This window comes from Pseudomonas sp. BP01, assembly GCF_022760795.1.
GTDB lineage: Bacteria > Pseudomonadota > Gammaproteobacteria > Pseudomonadales > Pseudomonadaceae > Aquipseudomonas > Aquipseudomonas putida_Q.
This window is the reverse complement of record NZ_JAFBKA010000048.1, coordinates 22,631-41,784: the sequence shown is the minus strand read 5'-3', so window position 1 is coordinate 41,784 and position 19,154 is coordinate 22,631. Positions and strand designations below refer to the sequence as shown.

18 protein-coding genes are annotated in these 19,154 nt (G+C 63.1%); 8 read left to right on the top strand and 10 right to left on the bottom strand.

From position 1 onward, the window contains the following. Positions 1–99: 99 nt before the first annotated feature. Positions 100–978 carry a helix-turn-helix domain-containing protein gene (locus tag JOY50_RS27470; protein ID WP_132843418.1) on the bottom strand — a complete coding sequence of 293 codons (879 nt, stop codon included), beginning with the start codon at positions 976–978 and terminating at the stop codon, positions 100–102. Positions 979–1,150: 172 nt separating this feature from the next. Between JOY50_RS27470 and pobA the strand changes: the two genes are divergently transcribed. Further along, entirely contained in the window at positions 1,151–2,338 is a 1,188-nt protein-coding gene (pobA, locus tag JOY50_RS27465) for a 4-hydroxybenzoate 3-monooxygenase (protein WP_243056123.1), read from the top strand. A 203-nt stretch (positions 2,339–2,541) separates the two neighbouring features. Here pobA and JOY50_RS27460 read toward each other — a convergent pair whose 3' ends face one another. Continuing rightward, positions 2,542–3,192 (bottom strand): ankyrin repeat domain-containing protein, encoded by a 651-nt coding sequence (locus tag JOY50_RS27460; protein WP_132843413.1) that lies wholly within the window; start codon positions 3,190–3,192, stop codon positions 2,542–2,544. A 117-nt stretch (positions 3,193–3,309) separates the two neighbouring features. Between JOY50_RS27460 and ggt the strand changes: the two genes are divergently transcribed. Further along, positions 3,310–5,100, top strand: coding sequence for a gamma-glutamyltransferase (gene ggt, locus JOY50_RS27455; RefSeq protein WP_243056122.1), 1,791 nt, complete (start codon positions 3,310–3,312; stop codon positions 5,098–5,100). Positions 5,101–5,144: 44 nt separating this feature from the next. Continuing rightward, positions 5,145–6,026, top strand: coding sequence for a LysR substrate-binding domain-containing protein (locus JOY50_RS27450; protein ID WP_132843408.1), 882 nt, complete (start codon positions 5,145–5,147; stop codon positions 6,024–6,026). A gap of 29 nt (positions 6,027–6,055) precedes the next feature. Here the strand turns inward: JOY50_RS27450 and ctlX are convergent, their stop codons facing one another. Together ctlX and JOY50_RS27440 are read right to left on the bottom strand one after the other, a co-directional pair. Then, on the bottom strand, positions 6,056–7,054 hold the full coding sequence (gene ctlX / locus JOY50_RS27445) for a citrulline utilization hydrolase CtlX (RefSeq protein ID WP_405046016.1): 999 nt from the start codon (positions 7,052–7,054) through the stop codon (positions 6,056–6,058). A 25-nt stretch (positions 7,055–7,079) separates the two neighbouring features. Beyond that, entirely contained in the window at positions 7,080–8,132 is a 1,053-nt protein-coding gene (locus JOY50_RS27440; RefSeq protein ID WP_132843406.1) for an ornithine cyclodeaminase, read from the bottom strand. 191 nt (positions 8,133–8,323) lie between these two features. On the opposite strand from JOY50_RS27440, the gene JOY50_RS27435 reads away from it, so the two are divergent. After that, positions 8,324–8,746: an Lrp/AsnC family transcriptional regulator gene (locus JOY50_RS27435; RefSeq protein ID WP_016499380.1), complete on the top strand. Its 423-nt coding sequence runs from the start codon at positions 8,324–8,326 to the stop codon at positions 8,744–8,746. 343 nt (positions 8,747–9,089) lie between these two features. Further along, a complete protein-coding gene (locus tag JOY50_RS27430) occupies positions 9,090–10,508 on the top strand; it encodes an amino acid permease (protein ID WP_028613047.1) in 1,419 nt (472 codons plus the stop codon). Positions 10,509–10,619: 111 nt separating this feature from the next. Here JOY50_RS27430 and JOY50_RS27425 read toward each other — a convergent pair whose 3' ends face one another. The 4 genes from JOY50_RS27425 to JOY50_RS27410 form a co-directional block, all read right to left on the bottom strand. Next, positions 10,620–11,219, bottom strand: a complete 600-nt coding sequence (locus JOY50_RS27425) for an START domain-containing protein (RefSeq protein WP_132843404.1) — start codon at positions 11,217–11,219, stop codon at positions 10,620–10,622. A gap of 90 nt (positions 11,220–11,309) precedes the next feature. Continuing rightward, the gene (locus JOY50_RS27420) at positions 11,310–12,146 is read right to left on the bottom strand and encodes a bifunctional allantoicase/(S)-ureidoglycine aminohydrolase (RefSeq protein ID WP_016499386.1); all 837 of its coding nucleotides are present in this window, start codon (positions 12,144–12,146) and stop codon (positions 11,310–11,312) included. A 106-nt stretch (positions 12,147–12,252) separates the two neighbouring features. Further along, positions 12,253–13,644: an LLM class flavin-dependent oxidoreductase gene (locus JOY50_RS27415; protein ID WP_132843402.1), complete on the bottom strand. Its 1,392-nt coding sequence runs from the start codon at positions 13,642–13,644 to the stop codon at positions 12,253–12,255. A 16-nt stretch (positions 13,645–13,660) separates the two neighbouring features. Further along, the gene (locus JOY50_RS27410) at positions 13,661–14,641 is read right to left on the bottom strand and encodes an aliphatic sulfonate ABC transporter substrate-binding protein (protein WP_132843399.1); all 981 of its coding nucleotides are present in this window, start codon (positions 14,639–14,641) and stop codon (positions 13,661–13,663) included. A 197-nt stretch (positions 14,642–14,838) separates the two neighbouring features. Here JOY50_RS27410 and JOY50_RS27405 point away from each other — a divergent pair, with 197 nt between their 5' ends. After that, positions 14,839–15,723, top strand: coding sequence for a hypothetical protein (locus tag JOY50_RS27405; RefSeq protein WP_132843397.1), 885 nt, complete (start codon positions 14,839–14,841; stop codon positions 15,721–15,723). Between the two features lie 7 nt (positions 15,724–15,730). Here the strand turns inward: JOY50_RS27405 and JOY50_RS27400 are convergent, their stop codons facing one another. After that, a complete protein-coding gene (locus JOY50_RS27400) occupies positions 15,731–16,615 on the bottom strand; it encodes a DMT family transporter (protein ID WP_243056121.1) in 885 nt (294 codons plus the stop codon). Between the two features lie 170 nt (positions 16,616–16,785). On the opposite strand from JOY50_RS27400, the gene JOY50_RS27395 reads away from it, so the two are divergent. Beyond that, the gene (locus tag JOY50_RS27395) at positions 16,786–17,457 is read left to right on the top strand and encodes a TetR/AcrR family transcriptional regulator (protein ID WP_028613041.1); all 672 of its coding nucleotides are present in this window, start codon (positions 16,786–16,788) and stop codon (positions 17,455–17,457) included. 7 nt (positions 17,458–17,464) lie between these two features. On the opposite strand, the gene JOY50_RS27390 is transcribed toward JOY50_RS27395, so the two are convergent. Then, positions 17,465–18,472, bottom strand: a complete 1,008-nt coding sequence (locus tag JOY50_RS27390; RefSeq protein WP_132843393.1) for a GlxA family transcriptional regulator — start codon at positions 18,470–18,472, stop codon at positions 17,465–17,467. A 159-nt stretch (positions 18,473–18,631) separates the two neighbouring features. Between JOY50_RS27390 and JOY50_RS27385 the strand changes: the two genes are divergently transcribed. Continuing rightward, entirely contained in the window at positions 18,632–19,102 is a 471-nt protein-coding gene (locus JOY50_RS27385; RefSeq protein ID WP_132843391.1) for an FAD/FMN-containing dehydrogenase, read from the top strand. The last annotated feature ends 52 nt before the right edge of the window (positions 19,103–19,154 follow it).

The following is a 19,154-nucleotide window of genomic DNA, read 5'->3' as shown; positions in this document are numbered from 1 at the left end:
GGCTTGCCCGCTCCCACAGGTATTGCGTCAGGCCCGCAAGCGGCGCACTTCTGTGGGAGCGGGCAAGCCCGCGAAGAGGCCGGTACAGACAACCACAATTTATTCTGGCTGCACCGACCGGCGATACCCATTGGGCGTCTGCCCACTCAAGCGCTTGAACCATCGGGCAAAGTACGTCGGGTCCGTGAACCCCAGGCTATCTGATAGCTGCCCGATACTCATCCGCGTGTAAATCAGGTTACGCCGCGCCTCCAGCAACAAACGCTGGTGCAGCACCTGCAGCGCAGTCTGCCCACTCAGCGCCCGGCACAACTGGTTCAGTTGCAGGCTCGGAACATTCAGTCGCGCGGCGAAGTCCTCCATCGACAGGTGCTCGCGGTAATGCGCTTCGACCAGTCGCAGGTACTGCCCCAACAACTGGCGGTCACGCTCATCCCGATTTCGCGGCGCTTGCCCCAACTGCTGGCGGCGGCTGATCCACACCATCAGCGCGGTCACCAACGCTTCGAGCATGGCCGCCCGCGCGGGGGCATTGCCCTGGTATTCCTGCTGCAAGGTGCTTATCAGGCTGCGCAGGTGCAAGCGGTCCTGGCCCAGCGGGTAACACGCCGATTTCGCAAGCACCGTCAGCGGCGCGCCGAGGCGCTGTTCCAGGTTCGCCACCAGCGCGGTACCAAAGGTCAGCACATACCCCTGGATATCTGCACTGAAGCGAAAGCCATGCACGGTCATCGGCGGCACCACCTGGATCGCCGCCTCGCCGATGGCACTGCGCACGCCTTCGACCTCAACCTGGGCCTGGCCGCGCTGTACGTAAAGGAGCTGGAACAGTTCGGCATGCTGATGCGGCTTGATTTCCCAGTGGTGCAAACGGCTACGCGCCGGGATGGACTCGCAGTGCAGCAGGTCAGTGCCGGGCCAGGCCGTGTTTTCGCCATACAGCTTGAACAACGGGACGCCGGGGAGGGTGGATTTCATGCGGGCAGGCCTGTCCGTTAATCGAACGATTTTTGTAAAAGTGCAGGTTATTCATGGAATAGCACACTTAATGGGCATTTTTTGCCAGTAAAAATGCAAGGGCAAACCCTAACAGCAGATGCCGCCCCACTGCCAGTCCAGGGCCGGCATCGTCCGAACAGAGACAACAACAATGAAAACTCAGGTTGCAATTATTGGTGCAGGCCCGTCTGGCCTGCTGCTGGGCCAACTGCTGCACAAGGCCGGTATCGATAACGTCATCGTAGAGCGCCAGACGCCCGAGTACGTCCTTGGCCGCATCCGCGCCGGTGTGCTGGAGCAAGGCACAGTCGACCTGCTGCGCGAAGCCGGCGTAGCCGAGCGCATGGACCGTGAAGGCCTGGTGCACGAAGGTGTGGAGCTGCTGGTTGGCGGGCGCCGTCAACGCCTGGATCTCAAAGCCCTGACCGGTGGCAAGACGGTGATGGTGTACGGCCAGACCGAAGTCACCCGTGACCTGATGCAGGCCCGTGAAGCCACAGGTGCACCGATCATCTATTCCGCCAGCAATGTCCAGCCGCATGAGCTGAAGGGTGAGAAGCCGTATCTGACGTATGAAAAAGATGGCCGCGCGCACCGGGTGGACTGCGACTATATCGCTGGCTGTGACGGCTTCCATGGCGTTTCGCGACAGAGCATCCCCGAGGGTGTGCTGAAACAGTACGAGCGGGTTTACCCGTTTGGCTGGCTGGGCCTGCTGTCGGACACACCGCCGGTCAATCACGAGCTGATCTACGCCCACCACGAACGTGGCTTCGCATTGTGCAGCCAACGCTCGCAGACACGCAGCCGCTACTACCTGCAGGTTCCTTTGCAGGACCGGGTCGAGGAGTGGTCTGACGAGCGTTTCTGGGACGAACTCAAAGCCCGGTTGCCCGCTGACGTAGCGGCTGATCTGGTGACTGGCCCAGCGCTGGAAAAAAGCATCGCGCCGCTGCGCAGCCTGGTGGTCGAACCCATGCAGTACGGCCACCTGTTCCTGGTGGGTGACGCTGCGCACATCGTCCCACCCACCGGTGCCAAAGGCCTGAACCTGGCAGCTTCGGACGTCAACTACCTCTACCGTATTCTGGTCAAGGTGTACCGCGAAGGGCGTATTGACCTGCTTCAGCAGTATTCGCCGCTGGCCCTGCGCCGGGTATGGAAAGGTGAGCGTTTCAGCTGGTTCATGACCCAGTTGCTGCATGACTTCGGCAGCCACAAGGATGCCTGGGACCAGAAGATGCAGGAGGCCGACCGCGAGTACTTCCTGGCCTCGCCGGCGGGGCTGATGAACATTGCCGAGAACTATGTGGGGCTGCCGTACGAAGAAGTGGTCTGAGGTTCTGTGCTGCCTGTCCTGGCCCCATCGCCGGCAAGCCAGCTCCCACAGGTACTGCACATGACTTGAATACGATGCGGTCAATGTGGGAGCAACTGTCTTGCTCAACTTCTAAAAGCTGGCGCGATTAAAAGCGGGCGCGATCCCTGTGGGAGCTGGCTTGCCGGCGATCACGGGCGAAGCCCGTGCCATGCAAACCTTGCCTACTGGGCCAGCAGCGCCTCCATTTCCCGATACCCCCGCTGGCGCGCATGCTCCAGCGCGGTGACCCCATCCTTGTCGGCAATCTGCCGGTCCGCCCCCGCCGCCAACAGCCGGCGCACAATCTCCACATGCCGCGGCCCGCCATCCCCCAGAATCACTGCTTCCATAAGCGCGGTCCAGTGAAGCCGGTTCAGGTGGTTCACGTCCACCCCGGCATCGATCAGCATCTGCACGGTCTCGACATGCCCACGCTCGGCCGCCGGGATCAACGCAGTTCCCCCGTATCGGTTGGTGCTCTTGAGGTCGGCACCGTGGCTTAGCGTCAGCCGCAGGATGTCGTTCAGGCCGCGGGCACCGGCGTACAAATAAGGGCTGTCAGCAATATTGTCCTTGGCGTTCACATCGGCACCGGCCTCTATCAGCGCTTGCGCCGCCGCCACGTGGTTGCCGTGGGTGGCAACCAACAGTGCAGTGCGCCCTTGCTCATCACGGCTTTCCAGTTGGGCACTTTGTGTTAACAACTGTTGCAAGGTGTGCACGTCGTCGTGGCGGGCGGCGTTGTGCAGGCGGTTGTCCATGGTGGTGTTCTCGGCGTGGGCAGCAAGGCTGGTGAACAGGGCGAACAGCATGGCTGCGACGGGTGTACGCATAGGGTGGGCTCCTGAATGACCTGCCTGCATCCTGGAAAAAACCACATCAGGTCTTGAACTCAAGTTTACGCATGACTGACAGTGGCGTGCTGAACAGACAAGGCAGGAAACAAAACGATGAATTTCTCCACACCGCTGATGAGCGCGCTATGCCTGGCGATTGCCAGTGGGTGGGCCTGCGCTGAGCAGCTATTGCCCGCGCCACCCGAACTGGCCTCCGGCTACCGCACCGGCCTGCAGCCGGTGCACGCCAACCGGCATATGGCCGCCGCCGCCAACCCGCTGGCCAGCGAAGCGGGGCGGACGATGCTGCGTGCCGGTGGCAGCGCCATTGATGCGGCCATCGCCATGCAGATGGTGCTGACCTTGGTGGAGCCGCAATCCAGTGGCATTGGCGGTGGGGCCTTTATCCTCTATTGGGACGGCAAACGCGTGCAGGCTTTTGACGGCCGCGAGGCAGCCCCGTCGCAGGTCACGGAAAAGCTGTTCTTGCAAGCCGATGGTTCGCCGATGCCGTTCACGTCGGCACAGATCGGCGGGCGTTCAGTGGGTGTGCCCGGGGTTCTGCGCGCGCTGAAGCTGGCTCACGAGCAGCACGGCAAGCTGCCTTGGCAGCAACTCTTTGCCCCGGCCATTGCATTGGCACGTAACGGTTTCCCGGTTTCAGCACGCCTTCACACCCTGGTGGCGGGCGACCCGTATATTGCCCGTTCACCGGCCATGGCTCGCTACTTCCTGGATAAAAACGGCAAGCCGCTGGCGGTGGGCACGACGTTGCGCAACCCCGCACTCGCGCAAACGTTCGAGCAGATTGCCGCGCACGGTCCGCAGGCGTTCTACACGGGTGAGATCGCCCAGGCCATCGTGGCCAAGGTGCGCAGCCATGCCAATGCCGGTTACCTGTCGCTGCAGGACCTTGAGCAGTACACCGCCAAGGAGCGCGAGCCGGTATGCGGCCCCTACAAGGCCTGGCGCATCTGTGGCATGCCGCCGCCATCATCGGGTGGGGTGACGGTGTTGCAGACGCTGGGTGTGCTTGAAGCCGTGCAGCGCGCCATGCCAGAACGCGATCTGGCGGATTTGCGGCCGCGGGCGAACACGTCCCCGGCAGGCCTGGAGGCACCGCCGCTGGCCGTGCACCTGGTCGCCGAGGCCGAGCGCCTGGCCTACGCCGACCGCGCTCAGTACCTGGCCGACAGTGATTACGTGCCGGTCCCGGTCAAGGCCCTGACCGACGCCACCTACCTGGCCAGCCGAGCAGCGCAGATCGGCGAGCACAGCATGAAGCGCGCCCGGCCGGGCCAACCACCAGGCGCCGACCTGGCCCTGGCACCCGATCGCTCGCCTTTGCGCATTTCCACCTCGCACCTCAGCGCAGTGGATGACAGCGGCCAGGCGCTGGCCATGACCACCTCGGTGGAGGCCGCGTTCGGTTCGCACCTGATGGTCAAGGGCTTCCTGCTCAACAACCATCTGACGGACTTCTCGTTCATCCCTCAGGAGCACGGCAAGCCCGTGGCCAATCGGGTGCAGCCGGGCAAGCGGCCACTGTCGGCGATGGCACCGACGTTGGTGTTTTCTCGGGCCTCTGGCGAACTTGTGGCCAGCCTCGGCTCTCCGGGCGGCTCGCAGATCATTGGTTACGTGAACAAGGCGCTCATCGGCCTGCTGGATTGGCAGCTCGACCCGCAACAGGCGGCCGGCCTGCCCAACTTCGGCAGCCGCAATGCCGGCACCGAAGTGGAAGCCGGGCTGGCCAGCCCGGCGCTGATCCGCCAATTGGCAGCCTGGGGCCATGAGGTGACACCGATGACCATGACCAGCGGCATGCAGATCATCCAGCGCAACGGCGATGGCTGGTCCGGTGGCGCCGACCCTCGGCGTGAAGGTGTGGCCCTCGGCGACTAGCCGTGATAGAACGCAGTCTTGCCATTCAGCAGTTGAATACCAAGATGTCTATCAGCGTGAAATCGAATAGAGCCCTGTTCGACCTCGACCTGCTACGCGCCATTGTGGTGGTGGCCGATTGCGGCAGCTTCACCACGGCGGCGGCGCGCCTGCACTCGACCCAGTCGACCATCAGCCAGAAGGTGCGTCGCCTGGAGGACATGGTCGGCCACCGCTTGCTGGTGCGTGGCAACCGCGATGTGCTACCGACCGATGCCGGGCAGACCTTGCTCGGCTACGCCCGGCACATGCTAGCGCTGAATGACCAGATGCTCGAAGCCCTGGCGGGGGCGATGGTGGGCACCACCGTACGCCTTGGCGTGCCCGAAGACTTCGTTGGCGGGCGCACGACCAATGCACTGTCGGCGTTCAGCCGGCTGCACCCGCAAGTGAAACTGGAAGTGACCAGCGGCCTGTGCCGCGACCTCAGCCAGGCCTACGACAACGGTGAACTCGACCTGGTGCTGCTCAAGCAGCGGCGCAACACCCGAGAGGGCGTGGCCTGCTGGCCAGAGCGCCTGCAATGGATCGACAGCGCGCGCACGCCTGCCTTCGAGCTCGACCCTATCCCGCTGGTGACCTTCCCCCCTCGCGGCTTGTACCGTGAGGACATGATCAATGCGATCGAAAGCATGGGCCGGCGCTGGCGCATCAGTTTCACCAGCTCAAGCCTCAGCGGCATTCAGGCGGCAGTTGCGGATGGCATGGGCATCAGCCTGCTGCCGCCAAGGGCGGCAACGGCTGAGCATCGGGTGCTGGGCGTAGGGCAAGGGCTGCCGGAGGTCGACAGCTATGAAATCGTCATCGTCCACCGGCCGACGGCAGATGTGATGGTCAAGGCGTTGGCCGAGGTCATGACACAACTGCTGGCGGGTGGTGGGATCTGACACGGCCTGACGCGGTCGGTGTAGGAGCGTCAACCCGTACCAACGGCGTGCATCGGCCGACTGAGATGATCAGGGGAGGCGCAAGCCGCCGCCAGGCGTGGCGATAGGTGAATGCCGGCAATCATGCAGCGCACCGAGCCCCCAGCCATTTCGATGGTCGGCACGTCAAGCGGCACAAGCCGCGCCGAGCGCTCGATACGCTGGCGCTGTTCGGCGTTCAGGCTGTCGAACGCCTTGCGTGACAGCGCCAGGATTCGCCCGTCACGCCCGGACAGCTCGATCGCATTGCCGGCAAACTGGCTGATCTGCTGGTTGCTCAGGTCAATCACGTCGCGGCCCGACTCGATCAGGCGCATGCGCACTTCCTTTGCCCGCGCCTTGTTGGTGAACGTGTCGAAGCCCACCAGGGCAAACTCGGTGGCCACGCACATCAGTACATTGGTGTGGTAAATCGGCGCGCCCTGTTCATCGGCAGTGTCGAACACCATCGGCTCGAAATTGAAGTGCGTGCTGAAGCGCTCCAGGGCAATCGGGTCGGCGCGGTTGGAGCGCGCGGTGTAAGCCACCCGCGACAGGTGGTCGAATACCATGGCGCCGGTGCCTTCGAGGAACAGTTCGTCCTGCTCCAGCCCTGAATAATCGATTACATCCTGCACGCGGTACTCATGCTTGAGCATCTCGATCACATCGGCGCGCCGTTCGCGGCGGCGGTTGCGCGAGTACATCGAGTAGATCGCGATGTGTCCACCGGGGTGGGTAGAAAACCAGTTATTGGGGAACACCGAGTCCGGGGTGTTGTGCTCGCCAAAATCGTCGAACAGGTGTACGCGCACGCCTTCGGCCTCGAGGCGGCCGGCGGCCTGGGTGACTTCATCGCGGGCAACCTCGGCGAGCGCCTGTGCGGCGAGGCCGGGGCTGCTGCGCTGGAACGAGTTGTCGGCTGCGGTTTCCGGGTTGGGGGTGAATGCATGTGGCCTGACCATGACCACTGCTGCAGGTGCTTGAATCGAACGCGTTGGAAATGCCATGTGGAATACCGGGTTAAGAGCAGGGTTAGGCAACGCGTCGGATGCGGCTTTTGGCAGCGCGGCCGCGGGTGTGGCTGAACAGGTCTTTCGGGTCGTCTTCCACCCATGGCACCAGGTCGATCTTCGAGCCCATGCCGCGCTTTTCGGCCTGCTGTAGTACGTATCGTAGTACGGTGTAGTCTTCCAGGGCGAAGCCCACCGAGTCGAATACCGTGACCTGGCTGTCGCTCTGGCGCCCCTCGGTCTCGCCGCGCAGCACACGCCACAGGTCAACCACCGGGAAGTCAGCGGGCAACTGCTGGATGTCACCTTCGATACGGGTTTGCGGCTCGTACTCGACAAACACCCGGGCGTTGCGCAGCACATCGGCGTGCAATTCGGTCTTGCCCGGGCAGTCACCCCCCACGGCATTCAGGTGCATGCCGGGTTCGAGCATGTCGGGGGTGATGATGGTGGCGTAGGCCTTGTCGGCCGTTACCGTGGTGATGATGTCTACGCCTTTCACCGCTTCGGCCACCGAGCCGGCCCGGCGAATGGTGAGGCCGCTGTATTCCTTGAGGTTGGCAATCAGCTTGGCGGTGGCCAGCGGGTCGGTGTCGTAGGCGACGATTTCTTCGATGCCCAGGTGCTTGTGGAAGGCCAGTGCCTGGAACTCGCTTTGCGCACCGTTGCCGATAAGCGCCATCTTGCGCGAGTTCGGTCGGGCCAGTGCCTGGGCGGCCATCAGCGAGGTGGCCGCAGTGCGCAGGGCGGTGGCAATGGTGAGTTCGGACAGCAACACCGGGTAGCCGGTTTCGACATCGGCCAATACGCCGAAGGCCATCACGGTATGCAGGTCACGCGCGGTGTTGGCCGGGTGGCCGTTGACGTATTTGAAAGCGTAGCGGCTGTTGTCGGCGACCGGCATCAGTTCGATCACACCCACTTCCGAATGGCTGGCAACCCGTGCGGATTTATCAAACTCCTGCCAGCGTTTGAAGTCTTCACGAATGGCCGCAGCCAGTTCACCTATGAACGGCGCCACGCCGATGTCGTGCACCAAGTCCGACATGGTTGGAACATCAATGAAATACGTCATGCTCTTGCACCTTGTTATTGTGCGCTGCCCTCTGGATATTGCAGGGTGAGCGCTTAGGGTTATCGAAGTGTCGCCGGCTCGAACATTTTGATGAAAGGTTGCGTCAACAGGAAGAATGCAGGTTGCCAGTTTCGCCAACTTTCTAGACAATCTGCCACCCCAAAGTAGCAATCTGATTATTTGGCAGGCATATGGACACTATCGATCGGGAACTGATTGCGCTGTTGCGGGACAATGCACGTACCCCCGTGCTGACCTTGGCAAAAAAACTCAAGGTGGCCAGGGCAACGGTGCAAAACCGCATCACCCGCCTCGAAGAGCAGGGCGTGATCATCGGCTACACGGTACGCTTGCGCTCCGATGCGCTGGACCAAGGCGTGCGGGCGATCACCAGCATCGGCATCAGCGGCCACCACGCCGCAGAGGTCAAGCATGCGCTGCGTGGGCACCCCAACGTGGTGGCCATTCACACCACCAATGGCCGCTGGGACCTGATGGCAGAGCTGCGCGCAGACACCCTTGAAGCGTTCGACCGGGCGCTGAACACCATTCGCTCCATTCCGCACATCGAGAATACCGAGACCAGCATCCTGCTCTCCACCTACAAGATGTGACCGCTGGGTCAGGCCTTTTGACAGGTGCATTGCGCAAACTGTCACCCAGGCTTTCCACAGTGCAAAAAATCCCTTTGGCTGTGCGCATTCTGTAGCGTTCCGCTTGGCCCGGGCCACTGGCAGAATGAAACTGTATTCGTGCAACGGTACAAGGCGCGCCACCCAGGGTGCGGTTCAAACAATAAAAAAGCCCGCAGATAAGTTGCGTCGGGCGTGAGTTTCCATTTTCGTTATTACCTGCGCTTTTATCATTTTCAATAACAGGGAACCTGCACCTTAGTGCCAATCAATTGGTGCGGCGCGGGGCGCTGAAGTTTTACCAAAAAAGAATAAGAGGTTGACTATGCATCAAACGTGCAATGCGCAAAGTGCTGATCCGCAAGAGGGCCGAGTGCTTAAGCGACGGCTGGAAAACCGGCACATACAGCTGATTTCGATCAGTGGCGCCATTGGCACCGGGTTGTTCATGGGCTCGGGCAAGATCATTGCGTTGTCTGGCACTTCGATCATCCTCGTCTACGCCATCATCGGTTTTTTTGTGTTCTGCATCATGCGCGCCATGGGCGAAATGCTGCTGGCCAACCTGCAGATGGAATCGTTCGCCGACCTGGTGCACAACTACCTGGGGCCACGGGCCGGTTACATTCTCAGCTGGTCGTACTGGCTCAGCTGGGTGGTGGCGGCGGTGGGCGACGTGGTGGTGGTCGCAGGGTTCGTGCAGTACTGGTACCCCGATGTGCCTACCTGGCTACCGGCTTTCGCCACCATGTTCCTGTTGCTGGGCCTGAACATGCTGGCGGTGAAGGCCTTTGGTGAAGTGGAGTTCTGGTTCGGCCTGATCAAGATCGTCGCCATCGTGCTGCTGGTGGTAACCGGCCTGGTGATGGTCGCCACCTCCTATACCTCGCCGGGCGGGGTGACGGCGTCGTTCAGCCACCTGGTGGCGCCTGGCGTGGTCATGCCGCATGGCATCCTTGGCTTCCTCGCCGGGTTCCAGATCGCTATCTTCTCCTTCGTCGGCACCGAGCTGATCGGCACCGCAGCGGCGGAGGCCAAAGACCCCGAGAAGACCCTGCCGAAGGCAATCAATACCATCCCCGTGCGTATCCTGCTTTTCTACATCTGTTCGCTGGTGTGCATCATCAGTGTGGTGTCCTGGGCCAACGTGCCGGCCAACCGCAGCCCATTCGTTGAATTGTTCCTGCTTGGCGGGTTGCCCGCTGCTGCTGGCATCATCAACTTCGTGGTGCTGACCTCTGCGGCCTCGTCGGCCAACAGTGGTGTTTACTCGGGCTCGCGCATGCTCTACGGCCTGTCGCACCAACAACAGGCGCCGACGGCGTTCGGGCGGCTATCCGGGTCGGGTACGCCAGTGCGGGCGCTGGTATTCTCTGGGGTGTGCATGGCAATTGCGTTGACGCTGCTGTTCGTGATCCCGGAAGTGATGACCGTGTTCACCCTGGTGTCGACCATTTCCGCGGTGATGATCATCGTTACCTGGTCGCTGATCTTGCTGTCCTACTTCGCTTACCGTCGACAGAATCCGCAGGCGCATGAGCAGTCCAGGTTCAAGCTGCCCGGCGGCAAGGTCACCGCCGCGCTGGCGCAGCTGTTCCTGATTTTCGTGCTGTGCCTGCTGGCGCTGGAACCGGACACCCGCACGGCGTTGTACGTGATGCCGTTGTGGTATGCGGGCCTGTTGCTGGCCTATCGACGCAGGACCAAGGCTTCTGCGCAACCGCAGACAGCGACTGCTACATAGGACCCTGGGGCTGCTGCGCAGCCCATCGCCGGCAAGCCAGCTCCCACTTGGACCGCGCAACGCTCAAGATCTGCGCAGTACCAGTGGGAGCTGGCTTGCCGGCGAGTCACCTCAAGGCTGGCGTTCAGCAACTGCCCGCAACGTACGCAACGTCACCACCGGCGCATCCACCACAAACCGGTTGGCCAGCCAGCCGGGCACATCGCCGGCAGGGTCGGCCTGCAACTGGTAGGTCACCTCCGTCTCGCGCTCGCCCAGTGGTTTCATCCGCCACTCACCGCTCAGATGCTGCACCCGGATCAGGCCTTCAACCTTGGGGATCCTGTCGGGCTCGGCGCTCAGGCGCCGCAGCAATGTGCCGTCGTCCAGGCGTTCGCTGGTTACTTTCAGCACAATGTCCCGCGGCATCGTCGGCCACGGCAGGTTGGTGGTCAGGTACACCCAGGTATTGGCGCCATCCACCTCCAGTAGGCGCATCTGGTCGCAGGCGTACAGCCATTTGCAGGCTACGCGCAGGTTCTCTTGCAGGTCGGTGAGGGTGCGTACGCTCGCTTTCATGGTGCTCACACCACGAAATTGCTGGTAGGACGAGTCAGCCGCGCCGCGCAGGTACACGCGTATGCCTTCGCGGTCATAAGCCAGGTTCCAGTCATCGGCAGCCAGGGCAGGGGCGCACAGCAGCAGGGCGGCGAGCAGCAGGCAGCGGTTCATGGCTGGTACCGCGCGGGGGATAGATGTTCAAGTATGCGCGGCAAACAGAAAGCCCGCCAGGTTGGCGGGCTCGCGGGCATCAGCCTGAGCTTAGCGCTTAGGGTTCAGCGTCAGGTGCACGTGACGGTTCACGTCCTTGTACAGCAGGTAGCTGAAGTTGCCTGGGCCGCCGGCGTAGCAGGCTTGCGGGCAGAAGGCGCGCAACCACATGAAGTCGCCGGCTTCCACTTCGACCCAGTCTTGGTTCAGGCGGTACACCGCCTTGCCTTCCAGCACGTACAGGCCGTGTTCCATCACGTGGGTTTCAGCGAACGGGATCACGCCGCCCGGCTGGAAGGTGACGATGTTCACGTGCATGTCGTGGCGCATGTCGGCCATGTCGACGAAACGGGTGGTTTTCCAGCGGCCTTCGGTGCCTGGCATCTCGATGACGGTGGCGTTGTCGCGGTGGGTGACGAACGACTCCGGTACGTCCAGGCCTTCAACTTTCTGGTAGTGCTTGCGCAGCCAGTGGAAGGTGACGTTGGACTTGCTGTTGTTGCGCAGGCTCCACTCGGCGCCCGGGGCCAGGAAGGCGTAGCCGCCTGGCACCAGGGTGTGGTGCTTGCCTTCAACGGTGATGTCCAATTCGCCTTCGACGATGAACACCACGGCTTCGGCGTTAGGGTCCAGCTCAGGGCGCTCGCTGCCGCCTTCCGGGGCCAGCTCGACGATGTACTGGGAGAAGGTTTCGGCAAAACCGGTCAGCGGGCGGGCGATGACCCACATGCGCATCTTGTCCCAGAACGGCAGGTGGCTGGTGACGATGTCACGCATCACGCCCTTGGGGATGACGGCATAGGCTTCGGTGAACATGGCACGGTCAGTCAGCAGCTCGGTTTGAGCTGGGTGCCCACCGTGGGGGGCGAAGTACGAATGGTTCGACATGGACAATCTCGACTTGTTGTTCTCTCCCCGTGCCGTGAACCGCACCGGCCGGTGCGGTGCAGGGGATGTGGCAACAGAATAGGGTCGAGCGCGCGCCATCCACAAATTAAATGTTGGAATACCCGGTATTTGATCGCTGAATGTCTACTTGGCGTCCGGCATGCTGTTCCGGCAGTCGATCGCCTTGGCCGAACAGTTTGTGGCGCAGGGTGCCTTCGGAGTAGCCCGACGAGTAGCGGCCGCGGCGTTGCAGCTCGGGCACCAGCAACTCGACCACATTGGCCAGGTCGTCCGGCTGCACGGCGTAGGTCAGGTTGAAACCGTCGATGCCGGTCTGGTCCAGCCAGCGTTCCAGCTGGTCGGCGACCTCGCTGGCGGCGCCTACCAGCACCGGGCCGCGCCCCCCCAGGCCAACGAACTCGGCGGCCTCGCGTACGGTCCAGCGGCGGTTCGGGTCGGCGGCGGTAAACGCGGCCAGGGCGGCGCGGCCGGCGTCATTTTCAACGTATTCGATCGGCGCATCGGGGTCGAGGCCGGCAAAGTCGATGCCGGTCCAGCCCGACAGCAGCGCCAGGGCGGCGTCCAGGTCGACATAGCGACGGTATTCGGCGAAGCGGGCCTCGGCCTCTTCCCGGGTAGGGGCGACGATTAACAACGCCTGGGCATAGATCAGCACTTCATCACGACCCCGCCCGGCGGCCTCGCTGGCCTGGCGAATGCCGTCCGCGTAGCGGCGCAACACGGTGGGGGTCGGGCCGCTGATGAACACGCATTCGGCGTGGCGCGCGGCAAACTGCTGGCCGCGTGCCGAAGCACCGGCCTGGAACAGCACCGGGGTGCGCTGCGGCGACGGCTGGCACAGGTGCATGCCGGGCACCTGGAAGTGCTCGCCCACATGGTTGATAGGGTGCACCCGGGTTGGCTCGATGTAGCGCCCGCTGTCGCGCTCCAGCAGCACCGCGTCGTCGTCCCAGCTCTTCTCCCACAGCTTGTACAACACCTGCAGGTATTCCTCGGCCAGGTCGTAGCGCTGGTCGTGGCCCAGCTGGCGCGCCAGGCCGAGGTTGCGCGCGGCGCTGTCGAGGTAGCCGGTGACGATGTTCCAGCCGACCCGGCCATTGCTCAGGTGGTCGAGTGTGGACATGCGCCGGGCGAACGGGTAGGGGTGCTCATAGGTGAGCGAAAAGGTGACGCCAAACCCCAGGTGCTCAGTGACGCCGGCCATGGCTGGCACCAGCAGCAGCGGGTCGTTGACCGGTACCTGCACGCCACCGCGCAGGGCGGCTTCAGGCCCGCCCTGGTAGACGTCGTAGATGCCCAGCACATCGGCAATGAACAGGGCGTCAAACAGGCCGCGTTCCAGCAGGCGGGCCAGGTCGGTCCAGTAGCTCAGGCGGTTGAAGGTGACGCTGGTATTGCGTGGGTGGCGCCACAGGCCGGGGGACTGGTGGCTGGCGGCGTTCATGCTGAACGCGTTGAAGCGGATCGGGCGGGGCATGTCAGGTGCGCTCCAATCAAGGCAACACGGAAGCCGGGTAGACCGCGTCGGCCACCTGCAGCTTGTGTGGAATCAGGCCCAGGCCCTGGAAGGTGTCAGCCAGTTTTTGTTGTTCGGCGACGATCTGCGGGGTGATGGCCACGGCGTTGTAGTTACGGCGCTCGCTGGCCACTTGAAGCACGTTGGCGTTGATGCCCAGCTGCGGGGCCAGCAGTGCGGCGACCTCTGCAGGCTTGGCGTTGGCCCATTGGCTGATTTTGCCCAGTTCGGTAAAGAAGGTTTTCAGCAGCGCACGGTGCTGGTCGGCGTAGCTGGCGGTGGACAGGTAGAAGGTGCGGTTGTTGGACAGGCCGCTGCCGTCACGCAGGTTCTTCAGGCCTGGCTGGCTTTCTGCTGCGGCGAGGAACGGGTCCCACAGGGTCACGGCCTGCACGCTACCCGACTGCAAGGCGGCCACGGCATCGGCGGCATTGTTGACGTAGGCGGGGGTAATGTCCTGGTAACTCAGGCCAGCCTGTTCCAGTGCGACGGCCAGCAGGTACTGGGCGTTCCAGCCACGGCCGGTGGCTACGCGTTTGCCTTTCAGGTCCTGCACACCGGTCACATGGTCCTGCTCGCGTACCACCAGGCCGATGCCGCGTGGGTACGGTTGTTCGGCGGCCAGGTACACCACGGGTTTTCCGGCGGCTTGGGCGAACACCGACGGGGCGTCGGCGGCGTGGCCGAGGTCGATGGCGCCGGTGCTCAGGGCCTCGAGCAACTGCGGGCCGGCAGCAAATTCGTGCCAGCTGACCTTGACGCCTTGCGGGGCCAGGGCCTTTTCCAGGGCGCCGCTGCCTTTGAGGATGTTGATGCTGTTGAACTTCTGGTAGCCGATGCGAAGGGTCTTGGCATCATCGGCCAAGGCTTGGGACCAGGGCAGCAGGGCGCTGGCGACACTGGCCAGCAGGCCGCCAATCAATAGGCGGCGCAGGGGGGAGAAGGCACGGATTGGCACGGGTATGCTCCTTGAAACCGGGTGGAAGGCGATGGGCCCAGACTAAGGAGATGGCGTTCGGCTTTCAATTTTTATATTCCGTTTAGTTAGAACGTTTAGTTATTTTTATATCCTTTTGTTTTGTAACGGTTTGCATTCTTTCGACATTTTTTTCACATTCGCTTGCTAGCATCCCCCGGCAATCCGAGGAGCCCTTCATGCCGCAATTTCTGCGCAAGCGCAGCACCTGCATCGCCCTGACCGCCACTTCCGGCCTGCTGGCCGCCACCCTGGGTTTCTTCGCCTGGCAGAGCTTCTACCCGGTCCAGGCCGCTTCTGGCTGGGATGTCGAGGTGCTGCATCGTGATGTCGCCAAGGCCGCATCGCTGTTGCCGCTAGCGGATGGCAGCCTGTTGGTCAGCCGCGAACTGGATGATGGCCATGGGAGCATCCTCAAGATCACCGCGACCGGCGACCGCGTAGTGGTGGTCGACAACCTGTCCAAGCCCGATGGCATGGTCGCGGCACAAGGCGGCTGGGTGTTCAGCCAGGAAGGCGGCCAGGCGCCGGTAAGCCTGGCCCGCGATGGCCAGGTTAGCCACCTGTTCGACGGTGAAAGCGTGCAGGGGCTGTGGAACGACGGCGACCACCTGTATGCCATCGAAGACCGCAAGGGCAATGGCCGCCTGATGCGTTATGACTGGGCCAGCGGCCAGCTTGATGTGCTGCGTTCCGGCCTGACCGAAACCGAAGGCCTTGCCCGCTGTAACGACGGCCGCTTGCTCTACACCGAAAAAGCCAATGGCAAGGTTCGCGCCTTGTCTGACGACGGCCAGGACCCGGTGGTGGTCGATGGGCTACGCAACCCCACCTTCCTGTTCTGTGACCAGCGTGGCCTGTGGGTCAGCGAAGACAACACTCACCGCGCACGCTTGTTGCTCATCGACGCTGACGGCGTCCAGCACACCATGCTGACCTTCCTCAAGGCGCCGCAGTCGATCGTGGCGGACGGCAAGGGCGGCTACCTGTTGGCCGAAGGCGGGCGTAACCGCGTGCTGCACCTGACGCCGCCACCGACGCACGACACCGCCCAGCGCGACTGAGCCGGCGCTAGCTGGGCAGGCGCCGCACGCGCCCTGGCAGCAGCCCCAGCACCAGCATGCAGCCGAGCAGAATTACCAGGCCTCCCGCCGCCTGCAACAGGCTCAGGGCTTCATCGAGGAACAGCGCGCCGACCAGCACTGCCACCAGCGTGACCACGAACTCCACGCTGATGGCGCGGGTGGCGCCGATCCGAGCCACCAGGCCAAAGTACAGTACGTAGGTGGTAGCGCTCATCACTGCGCCGCTAATAAGCAGGTAAAGCCAGTCGCCTGCGTGTGGCACGCTGGGTACCGGTACTAGCAGCAACAGCGGCAGGGTCAGCAGCCCGCCAGCCAGGAACGCGCCGCAGGTGACCGTCCACGGGTCCTGGCCGCGCACGTGCAGGCTGGCATAGTTGCTGCCGTAGGCGGCGCTGATGGCGCCAAGCAGCGAGGCGATGCAGCCGTGGATGAAGTCGTCATCGACCGCGCGGGCCGGAAAACCGACCAACATGGCGATGCCGGCAATGCCCAGCAGCAGCCCGGCCAGGCCTTGCGAGGTGATTTTCTCCAGCCCCCAGACCCGCCCGATCAGCATCGAGAACAGCGGAATGGTGGCGACAAAAATGGCCGCCATCGCTGTGCCGATGCGTGGGGTGGCGTACGACATGCCGATCAGTTGCCCGGCCACGGTGGTCGCACCCACCACCAGCAAGGGTACCAGCAGCGGCCGCAGGCGCAGCGAGCGGCGCAGCAGGGTTGCAAGGATCGCCAGGGTGCCGCTGGCAATCAGTGCACGCAGGCTGACCGCACCCACCCAGCCAAAGGCATGCACCACCTTGAGCAGCACCAGGAACGAAAAGCCCCAGGCTATGGCCAGGAAGAGGTAGGCGGCGAGGTCGCGCGGTTGCATGAGGCAGGGTCCATCCAGGGCAGGGGCAGGCAGGCTAGCGGGTTGCGGGCCGTGATATCAAGGCCGGACAGGCGCAATGCATCATGGCTACTCGACCAACAGCGTGCTTCCCTGCATGGCCCCGCTCGCGGATAATCCCCGGTATTCCAATAAATAGCCTGTGAGTGGGTATGAGTGATTCCGTAGTGAGCCTTGGCCAGCCTGAAACCGAGGGGGGGCGCAAAACGCGCAAGAACAACCCCGAGAAAACGCGCGAGGACATCCTCCAGGCGGCCATCAACGAGTTCGTCCAGCAAGGGCTGGCCGGCGCACGCGTCGACGCTATCGCCGAGCGCACGGCAACCTCCAAGCGCATGATCTACTACTACTTCGGCAGCAAAGAGCAGCTGTACTGCGAATGCCTGGTGAAGTTGTACGGCGATATCCGCAAGACCGAGCAAAGCCTGGACCTGGAGTCTTTGCCGGCTGAGCAGGCGATCCGTCGGCTGGTGGAATTCACCTTCGATCACCACGACCGCAATGTCGATTTCGTGCGGATCATCTGCACCGAAAACATCCATTACGGCGAGTACGTCAAGCAGTCGCCGGCGATCCGGGAAATGAGCAGCCTGGTGCTCGAAGCCCTAGGCAACACCCTGCACCGTGGCGTGCAGGAAGGTGTGTTCCGCACCGGCATCGAGGTGATCGACCTGCACATGCTGATGAGCTCGTTCTGCTTCTACCGGGTGTCCAATCGCCACACCTTCGGCGAGATCTTCCAGATCGACCTGTCTGATGACCAGGTCAAGCTGCGTCACAAAGCCATGATCTGTGACGCCGTATTGCGCTATATCTGCGCCTGAACGCCGCTTACTCGCCCAGCCGTTGCTCGCGTGACGGCGGGTAGCCGAAGTACGCCGCATAGCACTTGCTGAAGTGCGACACCGACACGAACCCGCAGGCCACTGCCACTTCCATCACCGACAGGTCCGAATACTGCAGCAGCCGGCGGCTTTTGGTGATGCGCAGCTCCATGTAGTAGCGCCGTGGCGAGGTGCCCAACTGTGCCTGGAACAGGCGGTCGATCTGCCGGCGCGAGCGCCCGCTATAGGCGGCCAGCTGATCGAGGCTGAGGGTTTCCTCCAGGTTGTTCTCCATCAGCTCGACGATGGTGCGCAGGTGCAGGCTCATGGATTTTTTCGCTCCCGGGCCGACCTGGCGGTAGCGGGCCCCGGAGAACGACAGGATTTCCTCCACGCCTTCGGCCAGCCCGTCACCATAAAGCCGGCGCACCAGGCCCAGCATCAGCTCCATGGCACCATTGGGGCTGGCGGCGCTGAGGCGGTCGCGGTCGAGGGTGAAGCTGGCCGGGGTGATGCGGGTTTGCGGGCTGCGCTCGGACAGGCTGGCGCGCTGCTCGGGGTGGATACTGCAGCCATAGTCGTCCAGCACCCCGGCGCGGCCAAGGAACCAGGCACCGTTCCACAGGCCGCCCAACGCCATGCCATGGGCGGCGCAGTCGTCCAGCAGGCGGTCGAGTTCAGGGTACTTCAGTGGGGTGCGCAAGCCGCCGCAGATCACCAGCAGGTCCAGTTCTTTCAGTGCCCCGGCGGACAGCTCGGTGGCCACCAGTTCCAACCCTAGGTCGCTGGTCACCCGGTCGCCATCCATCGACAGCGGGGTGAACTGGAAACTGTCGGCGCGCAGCAGGTTGGCCGTGACCAGCACGTCCATGGCCACGGTGAAGCTGGCCATCGAGAAGTGTTCGAGCAGGACGAAATCAACCCGGTAGGGGGCCTGGGCATTGGCGCTGGTGGGTTTCAGCCGCAGCATGTTGCTGGTACTGGTCTTCTTGCTGAACTGACGTGGCGTGGGCACTCTGGTCTCCGCTTCCTGGCTGGCTCGCAGAGTGTGGCGGGTGGCCGGGGGAAAGACAATGTTCCGGGTGGGTGTGTCGTATTTCAGGTCGTGTTCAGGCAACCTGTCTGGCTTGGCCTATTGCCGCCATGTTGCCCCCTGTCACTGAGGACGCCCTTGATGAAGTACGCCGTTGCCCTGTTGTTCAGCCTGTTGCCGCTGCTGGCCAATGCCTTGGAACCGGGCGAGAAGCTGGCCCCGTGGACGCTGCTCGACCAGCACGACCAGGCCTACAGCCTCGATACCGGCACGCACATCCTGCTGGTAGCCCGCGACATGGACGGTGCCAAGCTGGTCAAAGCGGCGCTGGGCGAGCAGCCCCGGGGCTACCTGGAGGCGCGTGATGCGGTGTTCGTTGCCGACATCCAGCGCATGCCGGCGCTGATCAGCAAGCTGTTCGCCATCCCTGCCATGCGCGATTACAACTACCGGGTGCTGCTGGACCGAGAAGGGCGTGTGGCCAGCCGTTATTCCGGGCAGGATGGCCAGGTGCAGTGGTTGCAGCTGCAGCAGGGCGTGCTTGTGAGCCAGCGGGCGTTTACCGATGCGGCGGCGTTGAAGGCGGCGCTGGAGAGCGCCGTGCAGCATTGAGGCCATACCACCGTCGTCTGCAGGAGAGCGCCCAGCCCTTTGGGCTGCGCTT

Coding starts and splice junctions, on each gene's coding strand:
- JOY50_RS27470 (WP_132843418.1), bottom strand. CDS start 978: ATGAAATCCACCCTCCCCGGCGTCCCGTTGTTCAAGCTGTATGGCGAA.
- pobA (WP_243056123.1), top strand. CDS start 1,151: ATGAAAACTCAGGTTGCAATTATTGGTGCAGGCCCGTCTGGCCTGCTG.
- JOY50_RS27460 (WP_132843413.1), bottom strand. CDS start 3,192: ATGCGTACACCCGTCGCAGCCATGCTGTTCGCCCTGTTCACCAGCCTT.
- ggt (WP_243056122.1), top strand. CDS start 3,310: ATGAATTTCTCCACACCGCTGATGAGCGCGCTATGCCTGGCGATTGCC.
- JOY50_RS27450 (WP_132843408.1), top strand. CDS start 5,145: ATGTCTATCAGCGTGAAATCGAATAGAGCCCTGTTCGACCTCGACCTG.
- ctlX (WP_405046016.1), bottom strand. CDS start 7,054: ATGGCATTTCCAACGCGTTCGATTCAAGCACCTGCAGCAGTGGTCATG.
- JOY50_RS27440 (WP_132843406.1), bottom strand. CDS start 8,132: ATGACGTATTTCATTGATGTTCCAACCATGTCGGACTTGGTGCACGAC.
- JOY50_RS27435 (WP_016499380.1), top strand. CDS start 8,324: ATGGACACTATCGATCGGGAACTGATTGCGCTGTTGCGGGACAATGCA.
- JOY50_RS27430 (WP_028613047.1), top strand. CDS start 9,090: ATGCATCAAACGTGCAATGCGCAAAGTGCTGATCCGCAAGAGGGCCGA.
- JOY50_RS27425 (WP_132843404.1), bottom strand. CDS start 11,219: ATGAACCGCTGCCTGCTGCTCGCCGCCCTGCTGCTGTGCGCCCCTGCC.
- JOY50_RS27420 (WP_016499386.1), bottom strand. CDS start 12,146: ATGTCGAACCATTCGTACTTCGCCCCCCACGGTGGGCACCCAGCTCAA.
- JOY50_RS27415 (WP_132843402.1), bottom strand. CDS start 13,644: ATGCCCCGCCCGATCCGCTTCAACGCGTTCAGCATGAACGCCGCCAGC.
- JOY50_RS27405 (WP_132843397.1), top strand. CDS start 14,839: ATGCCGCAATTTCTGCGCAAGCGCAGCACCTGCATCGCCCTGACCGCC.
- JOY50_RS27400 (WP_243056121.1), bottom strand. CDS start 16,615: ATGCAACCGCGCGACCTCGCCGCCTACCTCTTCCTGGCCATAGCCTGG.
- JOY50_RS27395 (WP_028613041.1), top strand. CDS start 16,786: ATGAGTGATTCCGTAGTGAGCCTTGGCCAGCCTGAAACCGAGGGGGGG.
- JOY50_RS27385 (WP_132843391.1), top strand. CDS start 18,632: ATGAAGTACGCCGTTGCCCTGTTGTTCAGCCTGTTGCCGCTGCTGGCC.